At 58.1% G+C, this 19,418-nt stretch carries 16 protein-coding genes and 1 pseudogene; 14 read left to right on the top strand and 3 right to left on the bottom strand.

The annotated features are described in order from the left end of the window. The 8 genes and pseudogenes from ABYT07_RS10570 to ABYT07_RS10535 all read left to right on the top strand — a co-directional run. Positions 1-183 (top strand): annotated as a pseudogene (locus ABYT07_RS10570) (sodium-independent anion transporter); the annotation flags it as partial. Between the two features lie 472 nt (positions 184-655). Continuing rightward, the gene (locus ABYT07_RS10565) at positions 656-859 is read left to right on the top strand and encodes a Flp family type IVb pilin (protein WP_008229215.1); all 204 of its coding nucleotides are present in this window, start codon (positions 656-658) and stop codon (positions 857-859) included. A 78-nt stretch (positions 860-937) separates the two neighbouring features. After that, entirely contained in the window at positions 938-2,149 is a 1,212-nt protein-coding gene (locus tag ABYT07_RS10560) for a CpaE family protein (RefSeq protein WP_372991475.1), read from the top strand. Then, the gene (locus tag ABYT07_RS10555) at positions 2,146-3,771 is read left to right on the top strand and encodes a CpaF family protein (RefSeq protein WP_372991473.1); all 1,626 of its coding nucleotides are present in this window, start codon (positions 2,146-2,148) and stop codon (positions 3,769-3,771) included. Before ABYT07_RS10560 ends, ABYT07_RS10555 begins: the two co-directional genes overlap by 4 nt. Before the next feature lie 3 nt (positions 3,772-3,774). Then, complete coding sequence (locus ABYT07_RS10550) at positions 3,775-4,728, top strand: type II secretion system F family protein (RefSeq protein ID WP_372991471.1); 954 nt, start codon at positions 3,775-3,777, stop codon at positions 4,726-4,728. Next, complete coding sequence (locus ABYT07_RS10545; RefSeq protein WP_372991469.1) at positions 4,721-5,683, top strand: type II secretion system F family protein; 963 nt, start codon at positions 4,721-4,723, stop codon at positions 5,681-5,683. The genes ABYT07_RS10550 and ABYT07_RS10545 overlap by 8 nt, the downstream gene beginning before the upstream one ends. A 14-nt stretch (positions 5,684-5,697) precedes the next feature. Then, a complete protein-coding gene (locus ABYT07_RS10540) occupies positions 5,698-6,129 on the top strand; it encodes a TadE/TadG family type IV pilus assembly protein (protein ID WP_372991467.1) in 432 nt (143 codons plus the stop codon). After that, on the top strand, positions 6,119-7,903 hold the full coding sequence (locus ABYT07_RS10535) for a TadG family pilus assembly protein (RefSeq protein WP_372991465.1): 1,785 nt from the start codon (positions 6,119-6,121) through the stop codon (positions 7,901-7,903). The genes ABYT07_RS10540 and ABYT07_RS10535 overlap by 11 nt, the downstream gene beginning before the upstream one ends. An 88-nt stretch (positions 7,904-7,991) precedes the next feature. On the opposite strand, the gene ABYT07_RS10530 is transcribed toward ABYT07_RS10535, so the two are convergent. Beyond that, on the bottom strand, positions 7,992-8,573 hold the full coding sequence (locus ABYT07_RS10530; protein ID WP_372991463.1) for a helix-turn-helix transcriptional regulator: 582 nt from the start codon (positions 8,571-8,573) through the stop codon (positions 7,992-7,994). Between the two features lie 287 nt (positions 8,574-8,860). Continuing rightward, positions 8,861-10,483, bottom strand: a complete 1,623-nt coding sequence (locus ABYT07_RS10525) for a thiamine pyrophosphate-binding protein (protein WP_372991461.1) — start codon at positions 10,481-10,483, stop codon at positions 8,861-8,863. A gap of 1,017 nt (positions 10,484-11,500) precedes the next feature. Here ABYT07_RS10525 and ABYT07_RS10520 point away from each other — a divergent pair. The 6 genes from ABYT07_RS10520 (at position 11,501) to ABYT07_RS10495 (ending at position 17,863) form a co-directional block, all read left to right on the top strand. Then, on the top strand, positions 11,501-11,788 hold the full coding sequence (locus ABYT07_RS10520; RefSeq protein WP_372991459.1) for an SH3 domain-containing protein: 288 nt from the start codon (positions 11,501-11,503) through the stop codon (positions 11,786-11,788). Positions 11,789-12,089: 301 nt separating this feature from the next. Continuing rightward, positions 12,090-12,404, top strand: coding sequence for an ArsR/SmtB family transcription factor (locus tag ABYT07_RS10515; RefSeq protein WP_372991457.1), 315 nt, complete (start codon positions 12,090-12,092; stop codon positions 12,402-12,404). Positions 12,405-12,459: 55 nt separating this feature from the next. Beyond that, on the top strand, positions 12,460-13,512 hold the full coding sequence (locus ABYT07_RS10510) for a permease (RefSeq protein ID WP_372991455.1): 1,053 nt from the start codon (positions 12,460-12,462) through the stop codon (positions 13,510-13,512). Positions 13,513-14,420: 908 nt separating this feature from the next. Then, on the top strand, positions 14,421-15,803 hold the full coding sequence (locus tag ABYT07_RS10505) for a transaminase (RefSeq protein ID WP_372991453.1): 1,383 nt from the start codon (positions 14,421-14,423) through the stop codon (positions 15,801-15,803). Then, positions 15,803-17,185 (top strand): glutamine synthetase family protein, encoded by a 1,383-nt coding sequence (locus ABYT07_RS10500; protein ID WP_372991451.1) that lies wholly within the window; start codon positions 15,803-15,805, stop codon positions 17,183-17,185. Before ABYT07_RS10505 ends, ABYT07_RS10500 begins: the two co-directional genes overlap by 1 nt. Before the next feature lie 12 nt (positions 17,186-17,197). Then, positions 17,198-17,863: a GntR family transcriptional regulator gene (locus tag ABYT07_RS10495; protein ID WP_372991449.1), complete on the top strand. Its 666-nt coding sequence runs from the start codon at positions 17,198-17,200 to the stop codon at positions 17,861-17,863. Between the two features lie 27 nt (positions 17,864-17,890). Here ABYT07_RS10495 and ABYT07_RS10490 read toward each other — a convergent pair whose 3' ends face one another. After that, a complete protein-coding gene (locus ABYT07_RS10490; protein ID WP_372991447.1) occupies positions 17,891-19,264 on the bottom strand; it encodes an aminotransferase in 1,374 nt (457 codons plus the stop codon). Positions 19,265-19,418 lie beyond the last annotated feature (154 nt).

The raw sequence follows: 19,418 nt of genomic DNA, 5'->3' as shown, positions 1-19,418 counted from the left end.
GAATCCCTTGAGGCGATAAACGCCAGACTGCGCGAAATGGGCGTGCAACTGCACCTGTCCGAGGTCAAAGGCCCCGTGATGGACCGCCTCAAACGCGAACATTTTCTGGCAGAGCTGACTGGCAAGGTTTTCCTTTCGCAATTCGACGCGGCCACAGCACTGCAAGGCAACAGCTCCGCTTGATGGCAAGAGGTGGCCGTCAGCCAGCGCTGACGGCTGCCGACTTGCAGCGGCACCTTTAGCATCACCATGCGCGTTGCAAGCCAGCCAGCACTGATCTGGAATTTCCGCTTTGCCCTCTCGAATCGCGCCACCTAAATAGAATCAGATGCCATAGTTTCGCCTTTGATCCGGACAAAGCCCTCACCCAAGAACACGTCCAAGTGCTAATAATAATTGGACATTATCCACCATAATTGCCAGATTTACAGCCCGTTTATGTCTGCCACAATTCGGCCACATCCGCGCCCGCGCGGGGGCACATAGCAGCCTAATCCCCCTCATCCTTTGGTATGATAGACCTGCATCAATGGTCTGATCGACCAACATTCCACCCAACGGCGTATAGCGATCCCCGACGGTTGCAGGCATTTCGATTGTCAGCGGTCACTCCCGACCGATGCAATTCGACCTACCCAACCTGAAAGAAAACAAAATGACACTTACACGTAAAATCATCCGCACATCCGTCCGTACCTTCTGCAAAGACGAAGACGGCGCGACCGCCATTGAATACGGTCTTTTTGCCGCCCTCGTGGGTGCCGTAATCGTGGGCAGTGTCGCTGGCTTGGGCAAGCAAACCGACAAAGGCTTTACCACAATGGCCAGCGCCCTGACCGCCGAAGGCATCACCGAATAAACTGCAGATTGAGCGCATGTCGTTTCATATCGCCATGCGCTCAATGCTCTATCTTTCTCTAAATCAAGGCTGCTTTCCATGACCTCCCCCACTGCATCCCCTACGACCCCCGCTGTGTTGGCGGCATATGTCAGCACCGACCAAGGTGCCGAAGTGGCGCGCGCGGTCGCAGTTATGATGGGCGCAAACCCGACCGCATTGCACGGTGGCGGATTAAGTGGTGCAGCGCGTGTCAGTACGGGCCCTGCGATTGCCAGCACGGTGTTGACCGAGATGGGCAACATGCCGCTGGATGCTGCGTGTGAAAGCGTTACGGAAATCTGCAAATCTGGGGCGAATGTGGTTGTGCTGGGCGGCAAGGCCGACCTGACCATCTACCGCGCCCTGCGCAATGCCGGTGCGACCGAATATTTTGCATTCCCGGTCACCGCCGAAGAAATTATCGCGGCCAATACACAGGCCGCCCCGCGCAACCCGGCACCGCCCCCAGCGCCAGTGATGCCCAGCGGCACCTGTATCGGCGTCATGGGATGTACAGGTGGCGTCGGTGCCAGTCTGTTGGCCCAAAACCTTGCCTTTCACGCCGCGTCGATCAAAGGGCCGTCGCTTCAGACTGCCCTGATTGATGCCGATCTGCGGTTTGGCACCCAAGCCATAGATCTGGACCGCAAGGACACGCCCGGCTTGCAAGAGGCGCTGTTGGCGCCCGACCGCGTCGATCCGACCTTTTTGGCCGCCACGATGGAGCAGTTGAACGACCGTCTTGCGCTTTTTTCCCAGCAGGCCAACGTGATCCAGCCTGTTGACCAGCTTGAGGCCGCTTTCGCGCCCCTGATCCAATCCATGAAAAGCAAATTCGGGGCGTTAGTGGTCGATCTGCCGCGCACTACCTTCGTGGCGCACCCTGCCATCGCGCGAAAGCTTGATGCGCTGGTGCTGGTTGTGCCCGCCGGTTACGCAGGCGTCAATGTGGCCAGCCGGTTGATGGCATTGCTGAAATCCAAAGCGCCCGACCTAAAGGTCCTGCCGGTGTTGTCAGAGTTCCGTCAAGACGCAAGGCTGACGGTCAAGGACCTGACCAAAGCGATCAACCATGACATCGCGGCGGTCCTGCCCGACTGCGGCACGATCATCCACCGCGCGCACCGTGCTGCCAAACCCGTGATCGAAGCACAGCCGCGATCAGCATACGCCAAGGCGACGCGCCGATTATGGGCGATGACCATGGCGGATAGCACGCCCCCCGAAACCAAACCCAAACGCCGCTTGTTCAAGAAGGGCACCGCATGACCTTGCATCTTACCCAACCATCATTGCGCGAAACCGTCGCACTGGTGGCCAAGATCGCGCAGCAGATCGACGGTGCCGGCTTTACCGCCGAGGATCGCGCCAATGCGGCCTTGTCCTATGTCATCGACCAAGGCGAGTTTCCGTGGCCTTTGAGCCTACAACGCAAAGTACTGGCCGAAGCGACGCGCGTATTGGCGGGCAAGTCCCCCGACACCGAGGCTGAGCCAGAGCCCGACACGCCCCAGACGCAGAAGGTGACCCCTTTGCACTTGGTTACGCGGTCCGAACCGCAAGAAACACCGCAACCCGCACCTGCTGCGGCGCTTGAAACAGCCGATATACCCGCATCGATACCCGCGTCGTCAAAAATGCTGACGTTGGCGAATGATGTCGTACGATCGCTGCTGGAATTTATGGATTTTTCCGAACTTGCCGCAAAGCCCCGCACAGAACAGGAAGGCCTGATCCGCAGCGGGATCGAAATCGTGTCGTCCGAACAGAAAATGCACATGAACGGGCGCGAGGTCCAAGAACTTGTCGAGACCGTTCTGGCCGATATGCTGGGCCTTGGACCTCTTGAAAAGCTGCTGAATGATGAACGCATCACCGATATTATGGTCAACGGCCCAGATCAGGTTTACGTCGAACGTGGCGGCAAGCTGGAACTGACCCAAGTGCGGTTTCGCGACAATGCGCATGTGTTCTCGGTGGCCAGCCGCATTGCATCGGCTGTGGGGCGGCGCATTGATGAATCGCAACCCATGGTCGATGCCCGACTGGCCGACGGCAGCCGCGTCAACATCGCCGTGCCCCCGTTGGCCATTGACGGGCCCACGATCACGATCCGGAAATTTCCCTCGTCCCCTGTCAAATTACAAAGCCTTGTCGAGGGCGGCAGCCTGTCCGACCAGATGAGCCGCTTTTTAGGGCTGGCCACGTATTTGCGCCTGAACATTCTGGTGTCAGGCGGCACTGGTTCGGGCAAAACCACATTGATGAATGCCTTGTCGGCGTTCATTCCCGAAGGCGAACGCATCGTCACGATCGAAGACGCCGCCGAACTGCGCTTTCAGCAAGGTCACGTTGTTCGCTTTGAAACCCGCCCACCCAACGTCGAGGGCGCAGGCGAAGTCACCATGCGCACCTTGGTCCGCAATGCGCTGCGGATGCGGCCCGACCGTATCATCATCGGCGAAATCCGGGGCGACGAAGTGCTGGATCTGTTGCAAGCCATGAACACAGGCCATGACGGTTCCATGAGCACCCTGCACGCCAATTCCCCGACAGAGGCGCTGACCCGCGTTGAAAGCATGGCCGCATTGGCCGGTTTCGCCCCCGGGGGCGGGGTCGTGCGTCGTCAGTTGGTCGATGCGGTCCATCTGATCGTTCAGGTCTCGCGGATGCGCGATGGCAAGCGGCGTGTCACGTCGATCTCGGAAATTGCGGGCCTCGCGGGCGATGTGATCACCTTGCAAGAATTGTTTTCCTTTCAAACCGATGCACAAAGCACCCGCACGCAGGTGACAGGCAAACACGTCTATTCCGGCTACCGTCCGAAATTTGCCAACCGCGCGGCTGATTACGGGGTGGCTGACGAACTTGATGCGATCCTGGGAGGGTAAAAAATGTCGACAATCACGATTCTTTTGTTGGCCGGATTTGGCCTGAATGCGGGTCTGATCCTGCTTGGGTTTGTGCTGGCCGACCGCCAGCGGCACCGCCATATTGCCCGCCTGCACCGCGCCGACATCAAGACGCCAACAACCCTGGCGCAGCGCGTGAAACCCAAGAAACGCGCCGTCGCCCAGCCCACCAACCCGGTCGAGCGGCTGATCGCCTTTATTGAACGACAGTTGGATCAAACCAGCCTTGGGTTTGGTGTGGGCGATGTGCTGGTGCAAAGCGGTATCACCCTGCTGGGTCTTTATGCCTTGGCCGTTCTGGCGGCGGGCATCCATCCTTTGGCAGCCCTACCCGTTGCGGCCGTTCTTACTTTCGGTCTGCTGCTCGGCATTCTGTCCATCGCCCAGTCCCGGTACAAGGCGACCTTTGCGGCAGATTTACCCGAAGCGCTTGATATCTTTGCGCGTGGGCTGCGCGCGGGGCGTCCGGTCACGGATTCGATGGCCATCGTCGTCGATAATGCCAAAGGCCCGATCCTGCGTGAATTCACCCGCTGCCATGACGAAGTCCGCATGGGCAACAGCCTGCCGGAAACGCTTGAGCGGCTCAGCGCGCGTTTGCCCCTGCCCGAGGTCACATTTTTCGCCGTGGCGACCGCCTTGCAGGCTGAAACCGGCGGTAATCTGATCGAAACCATGGAGAACCTTGCCACCCAGCTGCGCGAGCGTCGCAAGCTGCGCAAGAAAGCCCGCGCCTTGTCATCGGAGGCACGCGCAAGCGCCGTTATTCTGGCAGCGCTACCCTTTGCTGTGGCTGTGCTGATTGCGGTGCTGAACGGGGCCTATCTTGAACCCCTTTATACCGATCCGCGCGGGCGCGTCATGTCGGTGACTGCGGCCTCCAGCATCGGCCTTGGAATTTTCGTGATGGTACGCATGGGCAAGCTGAATGTTTGACACAAGTTTGCATATTTTCTGGATGGCGTTTGCGGGTTTGGCCAGCGTATTGCTGGCCCTGACGGTCTTGCTTTATATGGAACGCCAGCGCAGCCTGCGCGCCGCCCGGTTGCGCCGCGCCAACGGCACCAGTCAGGCACGCGCCACGCTGGACGCCCCCCTATCGCGCGGAATGCTTGGCGGCCTTGCCGGTCGTGTGCGCCATACCGTTGCGACGGTTGGCCAACGCTTTTCTGTGGTCTTGGGTGGCGAGGCGCGTGAAACGGCGACGAATCTGGCATCGGCTGGATACCGCAGTCGGGATGCCCTGCTGATCTATGCGTTTCTCAAGACACTGGTGCCGATGGCCGCACTGGTGGCCGGGCTGATCTGGCTGGCGTTCACCACCCCGATTGGCCTTGAAATGCTGATCCCCGCCGCAATGGTGATCGGCACGGCATTGGCCTTGTCCAAAGGCGTGGACATGTATGTGGACCTTCAACGCAAGACCCGCCTTGCCCGCATCCGCCATAGCTTTCCCGATATGCTGGAACTGATTGTCATCACCTCCGAGGCCGGGCTTGGCCCGCAGCCCGCGTTGCACCGTGTCGCCCATGAAATGTCCCAGACCCATCCTGAACTGGCCCAAGAGATGCTGCAAATGGTGTCGGAAATGGCGATGACAAATGATTTCCGCAGCGCCTATGCCAAGATGAACCTGCGCGTGCCCCTGCCCGAGATCGGCATTTTCACGCAAACGCTGGATCAATCCGACCGCTACGGCACGCCGTTTTCGCGTGCCATGCGCACGCTGATCATTGAACAACGCGGCAACCGCCTGATGGCGATTGAAGAAAAGGCAGCGCGCCTGCCGGTGCTCATGACCCTGCCGCTGATCTTTTGCATCATGCCTGCGGTCTTTGTGGTTCTTGTCGGGCCTGCGGTCCTAAGCGTTCTGGACAATATTTTCTCATGAATAGGGAACACACCATGCGGCACAAAGCCATGCAGCGATTGAACAGATTTCGCAGCGATGCCTCTGGTGCTGTCGCGATCGAATTTGTCCTGATCGCGCCACTTCTATTCGCCCTGCTTTTCGGGATCATGACGATCGGGTTTTACGTCGGGGTCAGCCATTCGGTTTCACAACTGGCAACGGGGGCTGCGCGTGCGTCAGTCGCGGGGCTGGACATGGAGGAACGCGTGGAGCTGGCACAGGCCTATCTAGCGCGAGCCAGTTCAAATTATCCGCTGCTGTCCCAAGATGCCGTGACGCCTGACATTCAGACCGAAACCACCGACACCCCGGGCATCATGGTCCGTGTCACCTATGCAATCGACGGGTCGGTCATGGATATCGCCAACAGCCTGCTGGGGTTCAATATCGCTGACATCACGGGGAAATCGTACCTTGCCTACTGACGCACAACATCTGACGTCCTTCGCACGCGATGACAGGGGGGTCGTGGCAGTAATCGTGGCCTTGCTGCTGACCGTGCTTTTGGGCTTTGCGGCCCTTGGGGTCGATGTCGCATCGCTTTACCGCGAACGGGCAAGCCTTCAGGCGGACAGCGACATGGTCGCGATGAGCGCGATGACAGATACAGACGCCGCGACCGCCCGCGCGCAGCATGCCTTGGCGCAAAACGGACGCGACAGCGATACGTTGGTGGCTGTGACGACCGGACGCTTTCTGCGCAACCCTGCGGTGCCGCGGGGCGAAAGGTTTACGCCATTGGCCCCCGGCAGTCCCGGTATCAACGGCGTCCTTGTCGCCCTGAAAGACGACGCGCCCCTGCATTTCGCCAGAATTTTCACGCCCCGCACCAAAGTGGACCTGACCCGCAGTGCCACCGCGATCCGCACAGGTGCCGCCAGTTTTTCGCTTGATAGCAATATCATCCGGTTGGACCCGGCTGACCTGAACGCCGCCCTGTCCGACAGCTTCGGCACCTCCGTCACGCTCAGTGTGCTCGATATTGATGTATTGTCCCAGACATCGGTGAACATGGGCGATCTGCTTGCCCAATTGCGCACCCAGACGGGGAATACCGCGCGTAATCCCGCGGCTATTCTGAATGCCCGAACCGATCTGGGCACGATGGTCGCAGCGCTGCAAAACCTGCTACCCCCTGCGGTGTCCGGCAGCCTTAACGGCCTTGCCGGTGGCGCGGGGCTGGCAGAAATTCCCGTGGCGGCAGTGGTCGGCGGGATCGACAGTGCCTTGGGCCTGACAGCGATTGAATTTGCATCAGATATCAACATTTCCGCGCTTGAGGTGGTCACCGCCTTGGGCACCACAAATAGCTATACCCATCCTGTGGCCCAAGGGGCCAATATTGGCGTCACCGGCGTGCTTTCGTCTGCGGCGCAGCTTGCTGCGGGGGAACCGCCCGCCCAATCGGGATGGATCGCCTTGGGTGAAAGGGGCGTGCAGCTTCACCGGGCGGCCATGCGGCTAAAGACAGACGTTGCGTTCACGCCGGACCTGTTGGGCGATCTGGGTGTCGGCGTGTCGGTGACGCGCGTCAATCTGCCCGTCTTTGTCGAAGTGGCGGGTGCAACAGCCACACTAGATGAAATAAATTGCGGCGCTGCGGACCCGGACTCGACCGCGGCACGGTTTTCAACGGCGGCTACGCCGCTCAACCCCGAGAACGGCACATCTGTTGCAGCGCTTTATCTGGGCACACTGGACCAAGCGGCTTTTGACAGCGGGCCGATCGCGCCCTCGGATCTGGGCTTTGCTGATATTTTGGATCTGACCCTGCGCATTGATCTACCCCTGCTGCCCGACGTCGTCATCAACGGGATCACGCTGCAGGCCCGGTCCCACGTCGCATTGGGCGCGTCGCAAGAGGAAAGCATCAGCTTTTCGATGGCGGATGTGCGTGCAAACCGGACGACACGCGGCTTTGGCTCGGGCGATTTGCAAACGACAGGCATCGCCAGCCTGTTGTCCCCCGACAGGACCGAAATAAGGGTCAAGCCAGGTCAGGAAGGTCTGATCACAGGTCTGGCGGCCCCCTTGATCCAGACCGTTCTGTCCACCTTGCCGGACCGTTTGCTGACAGGCCTGACTGGGCCGCTGGACGCGGTGGTTGGCAACACCTTGGACAGCGCAGGCCTGCGTTTGGGAGAAGGCGAATTAGCGCTGACCGGGCATCACTGCGAATTGATAAGGTTGGTGCAGTAACAAATGACATCATGCAGAAAACGCGCGCCTTTGAGGGCCCGCGTTTTTTGTGTGGAATAAGACAGGATGGTCAGGATACGGCGCGGTGTCAGGCGCGCAAACGGTCCTGGGATGTGAATTTCGACCGTCCAACAAGCGGCAGAAGCCGCCGAGTCGGCACGGAATCCGCACGCGATTCCTTTTCGTTTTCCGGCGTATTTGCATTGGCACAAATTTCATCCGTAACAAAAGCAATCAGCTGATAGCGCGATCCTAGGCCCGATTTATTGTAGATGCTGCTAAGTTGCGATTTGACCGTGGCGATGGCACAGCCGCGCATCTCGGCGACTTCACTATTTGAAAACCCCTTGGCCACGAAAATCGCCACGTCCGCTTCGGCCTGCGACAACCCCCAATCGGGGGCATAGCGCGCGATGACGCTTTCTTTGGCGACAGGTTCACCTGCCCCCGGTGCCAGACGTTTCTGCCGTTGTTCGCCCTGATATTTCTGAAGTTGTGATATGCACAAATAGGCCACCCCGCTGGTCAAAGCGAAAAAGAAGGCAAACAGGCCCGTAACTGTCGCCCAGTCCGCACTGCCAGCTTCCAGAACAAAGGCCACGATCAGCCCAGTCTTAAGTGCGGCGACCCCGGAAACCAGAGCAATCCCAGCAAACCAATAACGGCCCATTTTACATCCTAACCATTTAAGTATCTTCGTATGATGCCCTTTTTTGCGGAGTATTATGTCAGAACAAAGACACAATCCGGCTTCTGTGTGGATTTGAGACGAATTCACAATAATTTTGAAACGCGCCTGAATGCGAGGCGACAACCAGCGCGTGAAGGCGAATGGCACCCATGCCCCTCAAGGTGCAACGCCCATCGTCACAAGATGGTGATGCCGTAGCATTCGCAGCTGCATCACAGCTGCGCGCGCCAAACGACCAATCTATATTTTACATTTGCAACAAAGGCTTAGATGCGCATGCGCGGGACATCGCGGGGATCCAACCGAAGGTCGATCAAGAAAGGCCCCTTTCGATCCTTTAGCTGCACCAGCGCAGTTTCCAGCTCTTCTTTCGAGTGGACCTCGACCCCTTCGCCACCAAGAGATCTGGCAATTCCCGCGAACGAGGGCCAGTTGAACTCGGTCAGGCTTGGGTCCATTTTTCTGTCGATGAATTGTATGTGCTCTGCACCATAGGCGGAATCGTTCGCAATAATGACAATTAGATCAAGCCCAAGGCGCACGGCTGTGTTGAACTCGTTGATGCCCCCCATCATGAAGCCCCCGTCACCACTGAAAAGCACAACAGGGCGGTCGGGGGCAGCCAGACCGACCCCCACGGCTTCTTGTAAGCCAAGCCCAATGGCACCAAAATTCACGGTGCCCACGAAGCTTTGCGGATCGGGCACGGAAATTCGACACCAAACCTCGGTCATAAAACGCCCGCCATCGGTGACCAGCACACGATCTTTGGGCAACGCCTCTTCCAACCGTTCCAGCGCATAAACGAAGTTTACGAACCCTTCCGAACTTGTTTCCGCGCCCGCAGGATGCATCGTGAGCGTTGCGACATCCAAGTCACGGGTGAACCCGCTTGGTGGGACCTCTGCTTCATCCAGCCAATACAGAATAGTTTCAGCGGTCAGGCCCGCATCGGCAACCAGCGCTGCATCCGGATGCAAGCCACCGCCAATTGCTGCGGGTTCGACATCAACCTGAACGATCCGCTTATTTTTCATCAGCTTACCGCGGTCAGTGGTAAAGTCGTGCAGCGCGGTGCCAAAGCAAACGATGCAATCGGATTGCGCGATCAGATCATAGGCCGCTGGCGTGGAAAGTGTGCCGAAAATACCAATGTCGTAGGGGTGGTCGTTGAACAGCCCCTTCGCTTTCAACGTCGTCGCAAGGGGGGCTTCCAACCGGTCGGCAAGCTTGATCAACTGATCCCGCGCAGCAACGGCCCCGCCCCCCGCCAAGATCAAAGGACGGCGCGCGGATGCGATCATACCGATTGCATCATCAAGGATATCGCCCTGTGCGACGCCACCCGGTGCCGTGAAGACATCAAGCACCTGCACGTCATGGGTTACCTCTTGCCACATGAAATCGGCGGGCATGTTCAGTACAATCGGGCGGCGCTCGACTTGGGCGCGATAAAACGCACGCGCAACGTCCTTGCCCACGGTTGCCGGTGTGCGAAGCTGTTCAAACCCTGCCCCCGTCACCTTGACCAGTTCACGTTGGTCGATGCTTTGCAGGTGGCGCGGGTTGTCCACTGGGGTATCACCGGCAAGAATGACCAAGGGCACATGCGCCCGTGCGGCTTCGGTAAGCGCCGTGATGCAATTGGTCAGCGCTGGCCCGTGGGTGACCGTAGCAACGCCCACTTTGCCCGAGACATGGGCGTAGGCCACAGCCATCAAAACCGAACTCCCCTCATGTGCAGCGGGGACAAAACGCCCATCGAAATCCCGGACAAAGCTGTCGACCATAAAAAGATTGGCATCGCCCATCAGCCCGAACATCGTTTCGACGCCATGTTCATGGGTCGCGCGCGCAATGGACTGGTATGCGTAAAATGGACTGCTCATTGAAAGTACCCTTGATTGTTTCATCTCGGATAGCAGTTATCGGTCGCGTAATTTCCGCAATTTTGCGTGGGCATTGCCTGAAATCTGCAAGCGGCGACTCTTATTCGCGTTATTCATGCGCATTTTCCGCATTTGGCCGCACCCCAGCGCCGAAACACACGGGCGCGCGAGGGGCTTATGCTTTTGTTATGATTGAGCGGCAGCAATAGGAAGTACCGCCAGCCGCTTCAGCCCCTTGAAAAAAAACTGGATACTCAGCCCAAAAACACGGCAATTCCATCAAAGACATAGATGCGCATCGAGCCGCGAACCAAAGCGGTCTTGTCCTTGACCAGTCCCGCATATCGTCGGCAACGCGGCATCCATGGTATGATACGAAATAACTGCCAGCAGCACCGCAGCGATAGCAAAGGTGGCAAAGGTGGCAAGCAAACTGTGCGTCTTCGGCTTTTGCCAATTCCACGCCGCCCAAAGTTTTTCAATGGGACACTTGAGGCTTTTTCCACGAGCCAAGTGCCCAGCAGCAAAGCCCCTGCCGTAGGGATCCAAGCGCCAGAAAAGCCCGCCGCATTAAGAGTATGGGCCCAATGCCAGCCAATCCCGCTGTGATTTTGGTCATGGCACCTCATAGCGCGCGTTTGGCCGACTGAGCGGAGGCATGCTGCACCACAAACAAGTCATTTTGCTAATCCAACCGTGCGCGCGCTTTACAGCGCAGATCAACAGTCTGGCCATCTTCGCGCGCCACAATCCACTTTTTCGGGGCGATGAATGGACTTACGCCACCACTTTTGGTCAGTTTATGTCTAGACCGCGATCCGCAGCATGATGGTGCCGCTCGCGCGGGTAGAATCGCGGCAAGCACAGCGTTCACGATGGTACCGGTAATTATATGATCCCAGATTTTGCTGCTGCCGCGAATGTCTCCTTTGGCGAGGCCATGCTGCGGCGCGGAGGAGGTCACTGGGCATTGGTTTAATGACAGTCTATGGATACCGAAACGAACGAGGTCAGATCATGCATCGCAGTATCATTCCGGTTATTCTAACGTTCATACTCCTTTCGGGTTGCAGCGATTTTGCCACTGAACGCACTTCGGTCGTCGGCGCGGGTCCGGACGAATTGCTGAAGTTGCGTGCGGGTCCGGGGCTTGGCTTCAGCGTCGTGTTGGGTCTGCCTGACGGGACCTCGCTTATTCGCCGCGATTGTGTGACCGAAATAGGCCAGTTGTGGTGCCGGGTCTCGCTGACGGCTGCGCCGCAGATCACGGGCTACGTCTCCGCCGATTATCTCTCGACACGTTAACTTGGGCCTGCTCGCGCTGACTGGAATTTCACCAATCAAAATGTCGCGCATTGCAGGTATGACAATAATGAGATGAACGCAGCACGGAACTGAAGTGATCGATGAGCATCAGCGGTCCCGCGACCCGCCGGTATTTGCGCAGCTTTCGGAATGGGCGGGAAGCGGCCCTTCGCCGCGCTGGTACCAGCTGTTGTTTTTGAATGATCTACCTTGGCGCAGCTGAGCCCTGCGTAACATTGTTTCAATATAGAGATTTTCGCAAGCGCCTTGACAAAACTATAAATGTAGTTTTGTTTGAATTATGATGAATAACACTTCCGCAGCTCTCTCACTCGCCGCTCTTGGCCATGACACGCGCCTGACAATTTTTCGGTTGTTGGTGCGGGCTGGAAATGATGGTCTCAATATCGGCGAGATCGGCCAGCATCTGGGCATGGCGGCATCAACCCTTGCATACCACCTCAAAACGCTAGTGGACGCTGGACTGGTAACACAGGAGCGGCAGGGACGTCAGATCATGAACCGCGTGGATTTCGCTATCATGCATCAAACGGTGTCGTTCCTGACATCGGAATGTTGCGCAGGGGTGAAACTAACGCGAAAGGATGCGGCCTAATGGGTATCGTTCTTTTTTCACGCCTTAAATAAACTATAAATCTAAGGATTTAGATATGACTGAACTTAATCCAAATGTCCCGTCCCGGACCAATGACCTACTTCAACGGCTCTGGGCAAAAGAAAGGGTCTGGCTTGTCTCGGCAGCCATCCTCATCTTGCTGTTCATTTTTGCGACCCCGCTTGGTCTCTCCACCACAGGTTTTGTCGCGCAGAACCTCGCGAACGTAGCGCCCTTCCTTGCGCTATCCGTTGGGATCGCGGCCTATGCAGGGGCAACAGGCGCAGACGGGCTGATCGCGCGGGCCTTTACCGGATCCCCCGTCATGATGATCTTTGTCGCTGCTGTTGTCGGCGGGCTCTCTCCTTTCTGTTCCTGCGGTGTCATCCCCCTCATTGCCGCCCTCTTGGCGATGGGTGTTCCGCTTTCAGCGGTCATGGCCTTCTGGCTTGCCTCGCCTGTGATGGACCCGTCGATGTTCTTTCTGACCACCGGTGTGCTGGGTATCGAATTTGCGATCGGAAAAACGATCGCTGCGCTAAGCCTCGGTATCTTTGGCGGTCTTATCGTGCATGGTCTGTCCCGCGCCGGAGTTCTGTCCGATCCGCTGCGCGAAGGTGTGGGCAATGGCGGTTGCGGGGGGGCAAAGGTCCGCACGGTTCAGCCGGTCGTCTGGAATTTCTGGCGTGATGATGCGCGTGTGGCCAAATTCTGGCGTGAAGGTATCAAAACCACGCTGTTTCTTGCCAAATGGCTCACCCTCGCATTCATCCTTGAAAGCCTGATGCTGGCCTGGCTGCCTGCCGATCTGGTGGCACGCTCGCTCGGCGGCACCGGCCTTGCCCCTATTGGTATTGCAACCCTCGTGGGGGTGCCTGCCTATCTGAACGGCTATGCCGCTTTGCCCTTGGTCGGCGGTCTGATGGGACAGGGTATGGCACCCGGCGCAGGCATGGCGTTTCTCGTGGCAGGCGGAGTCAGCTCTCTCCCCGCTGCCATCGCGGTCTGGGCCTTGGTCAAAAGGGAGGTGTTTCTTCTCTATCTCGGCATCGCGTTGATAGGATCATTTGCCATCGGGCTGTTGTTTCAACTCTGGAGTGCGCTCTAGCAACCGCGTTGTTTCAGCACAACAAATTGCAGGCCTTCGGCGAAGGTCTGCAATACCTCGCACGCCGGAGTTCAAGACCCCCGTCACAAACCCACGTTATGGGAACGGTCGCGAACCAGCCTGATTTAAGATGCAAAAAACCCCGTTCCAAACCAAAGTGATTGTTGAAGGTTTTTTTGCTGTGCGCTGACAGCCGCCATTCGTTGCAAGGCAAAATTCTCGTAGTTTTGGCTCGACGCCGACTTTCGCTGCGCGATGCACTGATGACAGGTGTGCGGGACATTGCTGCCTTTCAATGCACATAGGCAGAAAGATTTCTTCTCAGGCATTGCGGGCCTTGATTAAGATCGCGCACGATTTGCTCAGGTCTACTGGTTATAAACTTAATTCAGACCGACAGACTGTCCGTTCATCCAACGCGGTCTCGGAAAAGCCCCTTTCAAAGTTGAACACACTACCCATCAGGGCCACTGGAAGGACCGTGCGGTGTGGTCAGTTCTGAACACTTCTGCCTTGCGCATATGGCGCAGCAAACCCAGCGACGAGCAGCGAGCCGCCGCCTGTGGGCCATGTAGTACAAGCTAGCACCGTGGCCCCTACTTCCTCATCATCCGACTACGCTCCAACCCCGGCACCACACTCAAACCCCGTCAAACCGGCGCAAGACCATAGGACAATCATGCGCTGTTGCTGGGTTCTACGCGACATCTGTCATCATGGGATCACCCAGTGACACACGAGCTATTGTTATTACTTTCTCCGACAGCTGAACCTCTCAAGAATCATAATTCCCAATTTTTTGGTTGATTTACACCCTGAAATATAAGCAAAGATATTTCTGAATACATTAAAGTCATAACATTAAAGCTCTGAGGCCCGCTATGAACCACCAAGGAAACGTCCAATCCATGGCGAAAAATACTGATCTTGCGGGGCTGTGTGCCACTGCCCGCGAGATGGTCGCGCGTGAAGCCCCGATTTACGAAAAGCAGCGACCGCGCAGCAAGGCTATGTTCGAAAAACCAGAGCCGGGTTTTTACGATCAGGTGCCGCAGCACTGGATGCGGGATTGGCCCATGCCGTTCCCCTTTGCCGTCGCCGGCGCATCCGGCAGCACCTTGATCGACATTGACGGCAACGAACTCGTCGATTTCTGTCTTGGCGATACCGGAGCCATGTTCGGGCACGCGCCCCAGCCCATTGTCGATGCCTTATCACAGTCGGGCACGCGCGGCCTCACGACCATGCTGCCTTCAGGCGAAACGGCGAAAGTCGGCAAACTGTTGTCGGACCGCTTTGGCCCGTTTGTCTTTCAGATCGCGACGACGGCCAGCGATGCCAATCGCTTTGCAATTCGGGTGGCGCGGGCCGTCACAGGTCGTAAGAAAATCCTTGTGTTCGACGGCTGCTATCACGGTGCGGTAGACGAGACACTGGTCGACCTTGAGAATGGCAAGACGGTCGCACGAAAGAACCTGTTGGGCCAAGTTGTCGATGTCACCACAACATCGGTTAGCATCCCGTTCAACGACATTGAGGCGTTGAAGGCCGCGCTGGAGACGGGCGAAATTGCCGTTGTTCTGGCCGAACCCGTTATGACAAACTGCGGCATGATCCTGCCGGATGAGGGATATCTGAAAGCGTTGCGCGACTTGACCCGCGCAACGGGCACATTGCTTCATATAGATGAGACCCACACCATATCGACCGGCCTTGGCGGATATACCGCAGTGCATGGGCTTGAGCCGGACATCTTTGTTGTCGGCAAACCTGTCGGTGGCGGCGTGCCGGTGGCGATCTGGGGCATGTCTGAGGATGTGGCCCAGGCGATGTCCGACATCCGCGCCAAGATGAGCGGCATCGGCCACTCTGGCATCGGAACGACCCTTTCGGGCAGCACGCTGCAAATTGCCTGCCTGCGGGCCTGTCTTGAGGAAGTCATGACGGAGGCGGCTTACGAAACGATGAACCGTCATGCGGATCGGCTCGAGCAGGGTTTCACAGCGGCAATTCGTGCTGCAGGGCTGCCGTGGCATGTCAGCCGCGTCGGCGCGCGTCTCGAGATTGTATTTTCTGCCGATACCGTACGGAACGCGCAGGAATCCCGCGCAGCCGCGATAGATGGTATCCAGCATGCATTGCATATCGGTTTGCTCAACCAGGGTTATCTCGTGACGCCGTTTCACAACATGGTGCTGGTTGCACCGACGACAACATCCGAGCAGATCGAAGGGTTGCTAGGTGCCTTCGAAAACGTGCTGAAACGTCTTGTCGCGCAGGAGGATATGTGATGACCGCCCCCAGACCGAATGAAGCTGCGCCCATTGAAGAAGCCGAAGCCTTTCTGGCCAAACACCCGGATATCCCGGCGTTCGATCTTGTATTGATCGACCCCAACGGGATCGCGCGCGGCAAGATCATCCGCCGTCACGAACTTTTGGGGCTCTACCGGTCCGGTCGACATCTGCCGGGCTCGATCCTCGGGCTTGATGTCACGGGCGAAGACGTTGATGAGACGGGGCTGGTCTGGGATGACGGCGATGCGGACCGCATCGCGTGGCCGATTGCCGGATCGCTGGTTGAACTGCCTTGGACCTCTCCAAAACGGGGCGAAGTCCGCGTCAGCCTTTACGAGCTGGACGGCACGCGGATGGGGGCCGATCCTCGCCATGCGCTGTCACGCCAGATCGAGGCGTTCAACCAGATTGGGATGAACCCTGTCATGGCCTTTGAACTGGAATTCTACCTTGTGGATGCCCATCGCGACGCCAATGGCCGCCCGCAGGCGGCGCGGATGCCGATCACGGGCGACCTGAACCAGACCAATCAGGTCTATTCACTGGACCCGCTTGATAATATGGAGGCTTTCATCGCACAGCTTTACGCCCATGCCGAGGTACAGGGCCTTCCCGTTGAGACGATGATTTCCGAATACGCGCCCGGACAATATGAGCTAACCTTGCGGCACCGCAACAGTGGGCTGCGCGCGGCAGATGATCTGGTGATGCTAAAACGGCTGGTGCGTGGCCTCTCGATCCGGCACGGGATGCGCGCAAATTTCATGGCCAAACCATTCGCGGGGCGCTCGGGCTCGGGGATGCACCTGCACACCAGCCTGACGAACGAGGCGGGCGAGAACCTGATGGCGGACACGGGCGGAGACCTTGCGCCGCTGTTGCTGAACGCAGTGGCAGGGCTGCAAAAGACGCTGGCAGAGTCGATGCTGCTCTATGCGCCTAACATCAATTCATGGCGACGGTTCGGCCGCAACAGCTATGCGCCGACAGCTGCCACATGGGGCCGCAACAACCGCAGTGTTGCGATCCGCGTGCCTGCCGGGAATCCCGCCAACCGCCACATCGAGCACCGCACACCCGGAGTCGATGCCAACCCGTATCTGGTGGCGGCCAGCGTGCTCGGCGGTATGTTCGAGGGTATCCGCGAAAACTTGCAGCCCGAGGCTGAGGCCACGTCCTATGATGCGGCGAGCGAGCATGTTCTGCCAAAGGACTGGGCAGCCGCCATCGCGCTTGCGTCCGAATCCACATTTCTGCGGAACGCCTTGGGTGACAAGATGGCGCATGTGTTCCTTGCCTTGCGGCAATCGGAATACGACCGTTTCATGGCCGAGGTCACTTCGGAGGAATTCGACTATTTCGGCAACACAATCTAACAGGATATCCTGATGCGAGATATTTCGACCCAGCACCAACAGATCTATCAGGCGCTGCGCGAGCAGCTTATTTCAGGGCAGTTCACGCCGGGCACGAATGTGAATGCCCGCAGTCTTAGTCAGACGATGGACGTGGGGCTTATGCCTATGCGCGGCGCAATCACGCGGCTGGTCGGGGAACGCGCGCTTGAGGTTCAGCGCAATGGCCGCTTTTGTGTGCCGGCGTTGACCCGCCACCGTTTCGACGAGTTGATGCAGGCGCGCCAGCAGCTTGAGCCGCTTTGCGCCATGCGCGCGCTGCCGTTTATGACGGCAGAAACACTGGAAGAAATGGAAGCCTGCGACAGACGGGTGAACCAGAGCTACCAGACCGGAGACGCCGAGGCCTACATGCGAGAGAATTACCATTTTCACTTTACGCTCTACCGATCCGGTGCCTCAGAAGTGCTGTTGCCGCTTTTGGAAAGTGTCTGGATGCAGTTCGGCCCGTTCATGCGCAGCGTCTTCACGATGGATGAAAAGTCCGACATCGTTGACAAGCACCAAATGGCTCTCGACGCGATCCGGCGCGATGACGCCCAAGCGCTTGGCATCGCTATTCAGGCCGACATCGCGGACGCGGTTCATCTTCTCAAGCAGACGCTTGGCGACGCAGAGCCCACGACCTCGGGCCTGTAACCGGGCCCCGTCGATCTTGGTTAAATCTCAAGCGGTTTCACGCGCGAATTCTTCAATCGCCTCACCCAGGGCATCCACAATTTGATCGCATTGCTCGGGCGTAATGATCAGCGGCGGCGACAAAACCAGCCGGTCGCCGACAGGGCGGATGATGACGCCGCTTTCGACACATTTCTGAAAGATCTTATGGCCGCACCCAAGGTGCGGGTCCATCCCCGCCTTGGTCGCCTTGTCGGCGACCATGTCCACCGCCAGCATCAGGCCGTGCCCGCGCACGTCGCCAACGCCCGGCAGGTCCGCAAGCCGCTGCGCTGACTTCATCAAATAGGCACCCGAGCTTGCCGCATTGGCCAGCATTCCCTCGTTCTCCATGATCTCGACATTCTTGAGAGCCGCCGCACAGGCGACCGGATGCCCCCAGTAGGTTAACCCCATCGAAAATGTCCCGCCTTCGGTCTGCGGATGGCTGATGACATCATAGATTTCATCCGACAGGATCGTCGCCCCCAGTGGGATGTAGCCCGAGGTGATCCCCTTGGCGGACACGATGATATCGGGCTGGTAGTCAAAGACTGCCTCGGACGCGAACCAGTGGCCCAACCGGCCAAAAGCGGTCACGACCTCGTCCGCGATGTAAAGGATGTCGTTGCGCGTGCAGAGTTCTTTCATCTGCTTGTGATACCCGGCGGGCGCGATCAGCACGCCGCCCGCGCCCATGATCGGTTCGGCGATGAAGGCGGCGATGTTGTCGGCACCGTTGTTGGCAATCGTCGCTTCGAATTCGCGCACCAGATAATCGCAGAACTGCGCCTCGGTAAGATCATCGGGCTTGGCGTACATGTTGGCCGCCGAAACGTAGCGGATTATGTCATCGGCAATGCGGTTGAAACCGGTCTTGGTGCCCTCGATCCCCGTGAGGTTCGCGGCGAAATAAGTGGCACCGTGGTAGGCGGAGTTGCGCGAGATAATCTTTTTCTTCGACGGCTTACCGCGCAGTTCGTGGTAGAAATGCGCGATCCGCACGGCCGCTTCGTTCTCGGTGCTGCCGCCGCAGGAATAGAAGACGTGGTTCAGATCGCCCGGCGTATGCTCGGCCAGCCAAGCCCCGAATTCTGCCGCTGGAACATTGGTGCTGTGCCCGAACGGGTTGTAGTACTGCATATCCATCACCTGCTTGGCGATGGCCTCCGCCATATCCCGCCGACCGTGGCCGATGTTGACGCACCACAAGCCAGCGATCCCGTCCAGCAATTTGCGCCCTGTGCTGTCGGTCACATGGATGCCGTTCGCGCTCTCGATGACCTGACTGCCTTCGTCCTTGAAGGTGGCGAAATCGGTGTAGGGATGCAGCAGGTGGTCGCGGTCCATTTCCCAGGCACTGCGTGTGTTTGGATGTGTCATGTCGATCCTTTCAGACAGTACTGACCCCTGCCGGAGCAGGGCAAAATGGCGACCGGCGTCGCATGCGCCTCAAATCTCAGCGTGCCAAAGTTCGATAAAAACGTTCTGTTCGTCTCCGGCAGGCGCAAAGGCGGTGCCAAAAAGAACCATATCG

This window comes from Sulfitobacter sp. (assembly GCF_041552635.1).
In the GTDB taxonomy this organism is placed as follows: domain Bacteria; phylum Pseudomonadota; class Alphaproteobacteria; order Rhodobacterales; family Rhodobacteraceae; genus Sulfitobacter.
Note: the sequence above shows the minus strand (reverse complement) of the source record. Positions and strands in the feature narration are given on the sequence as shown.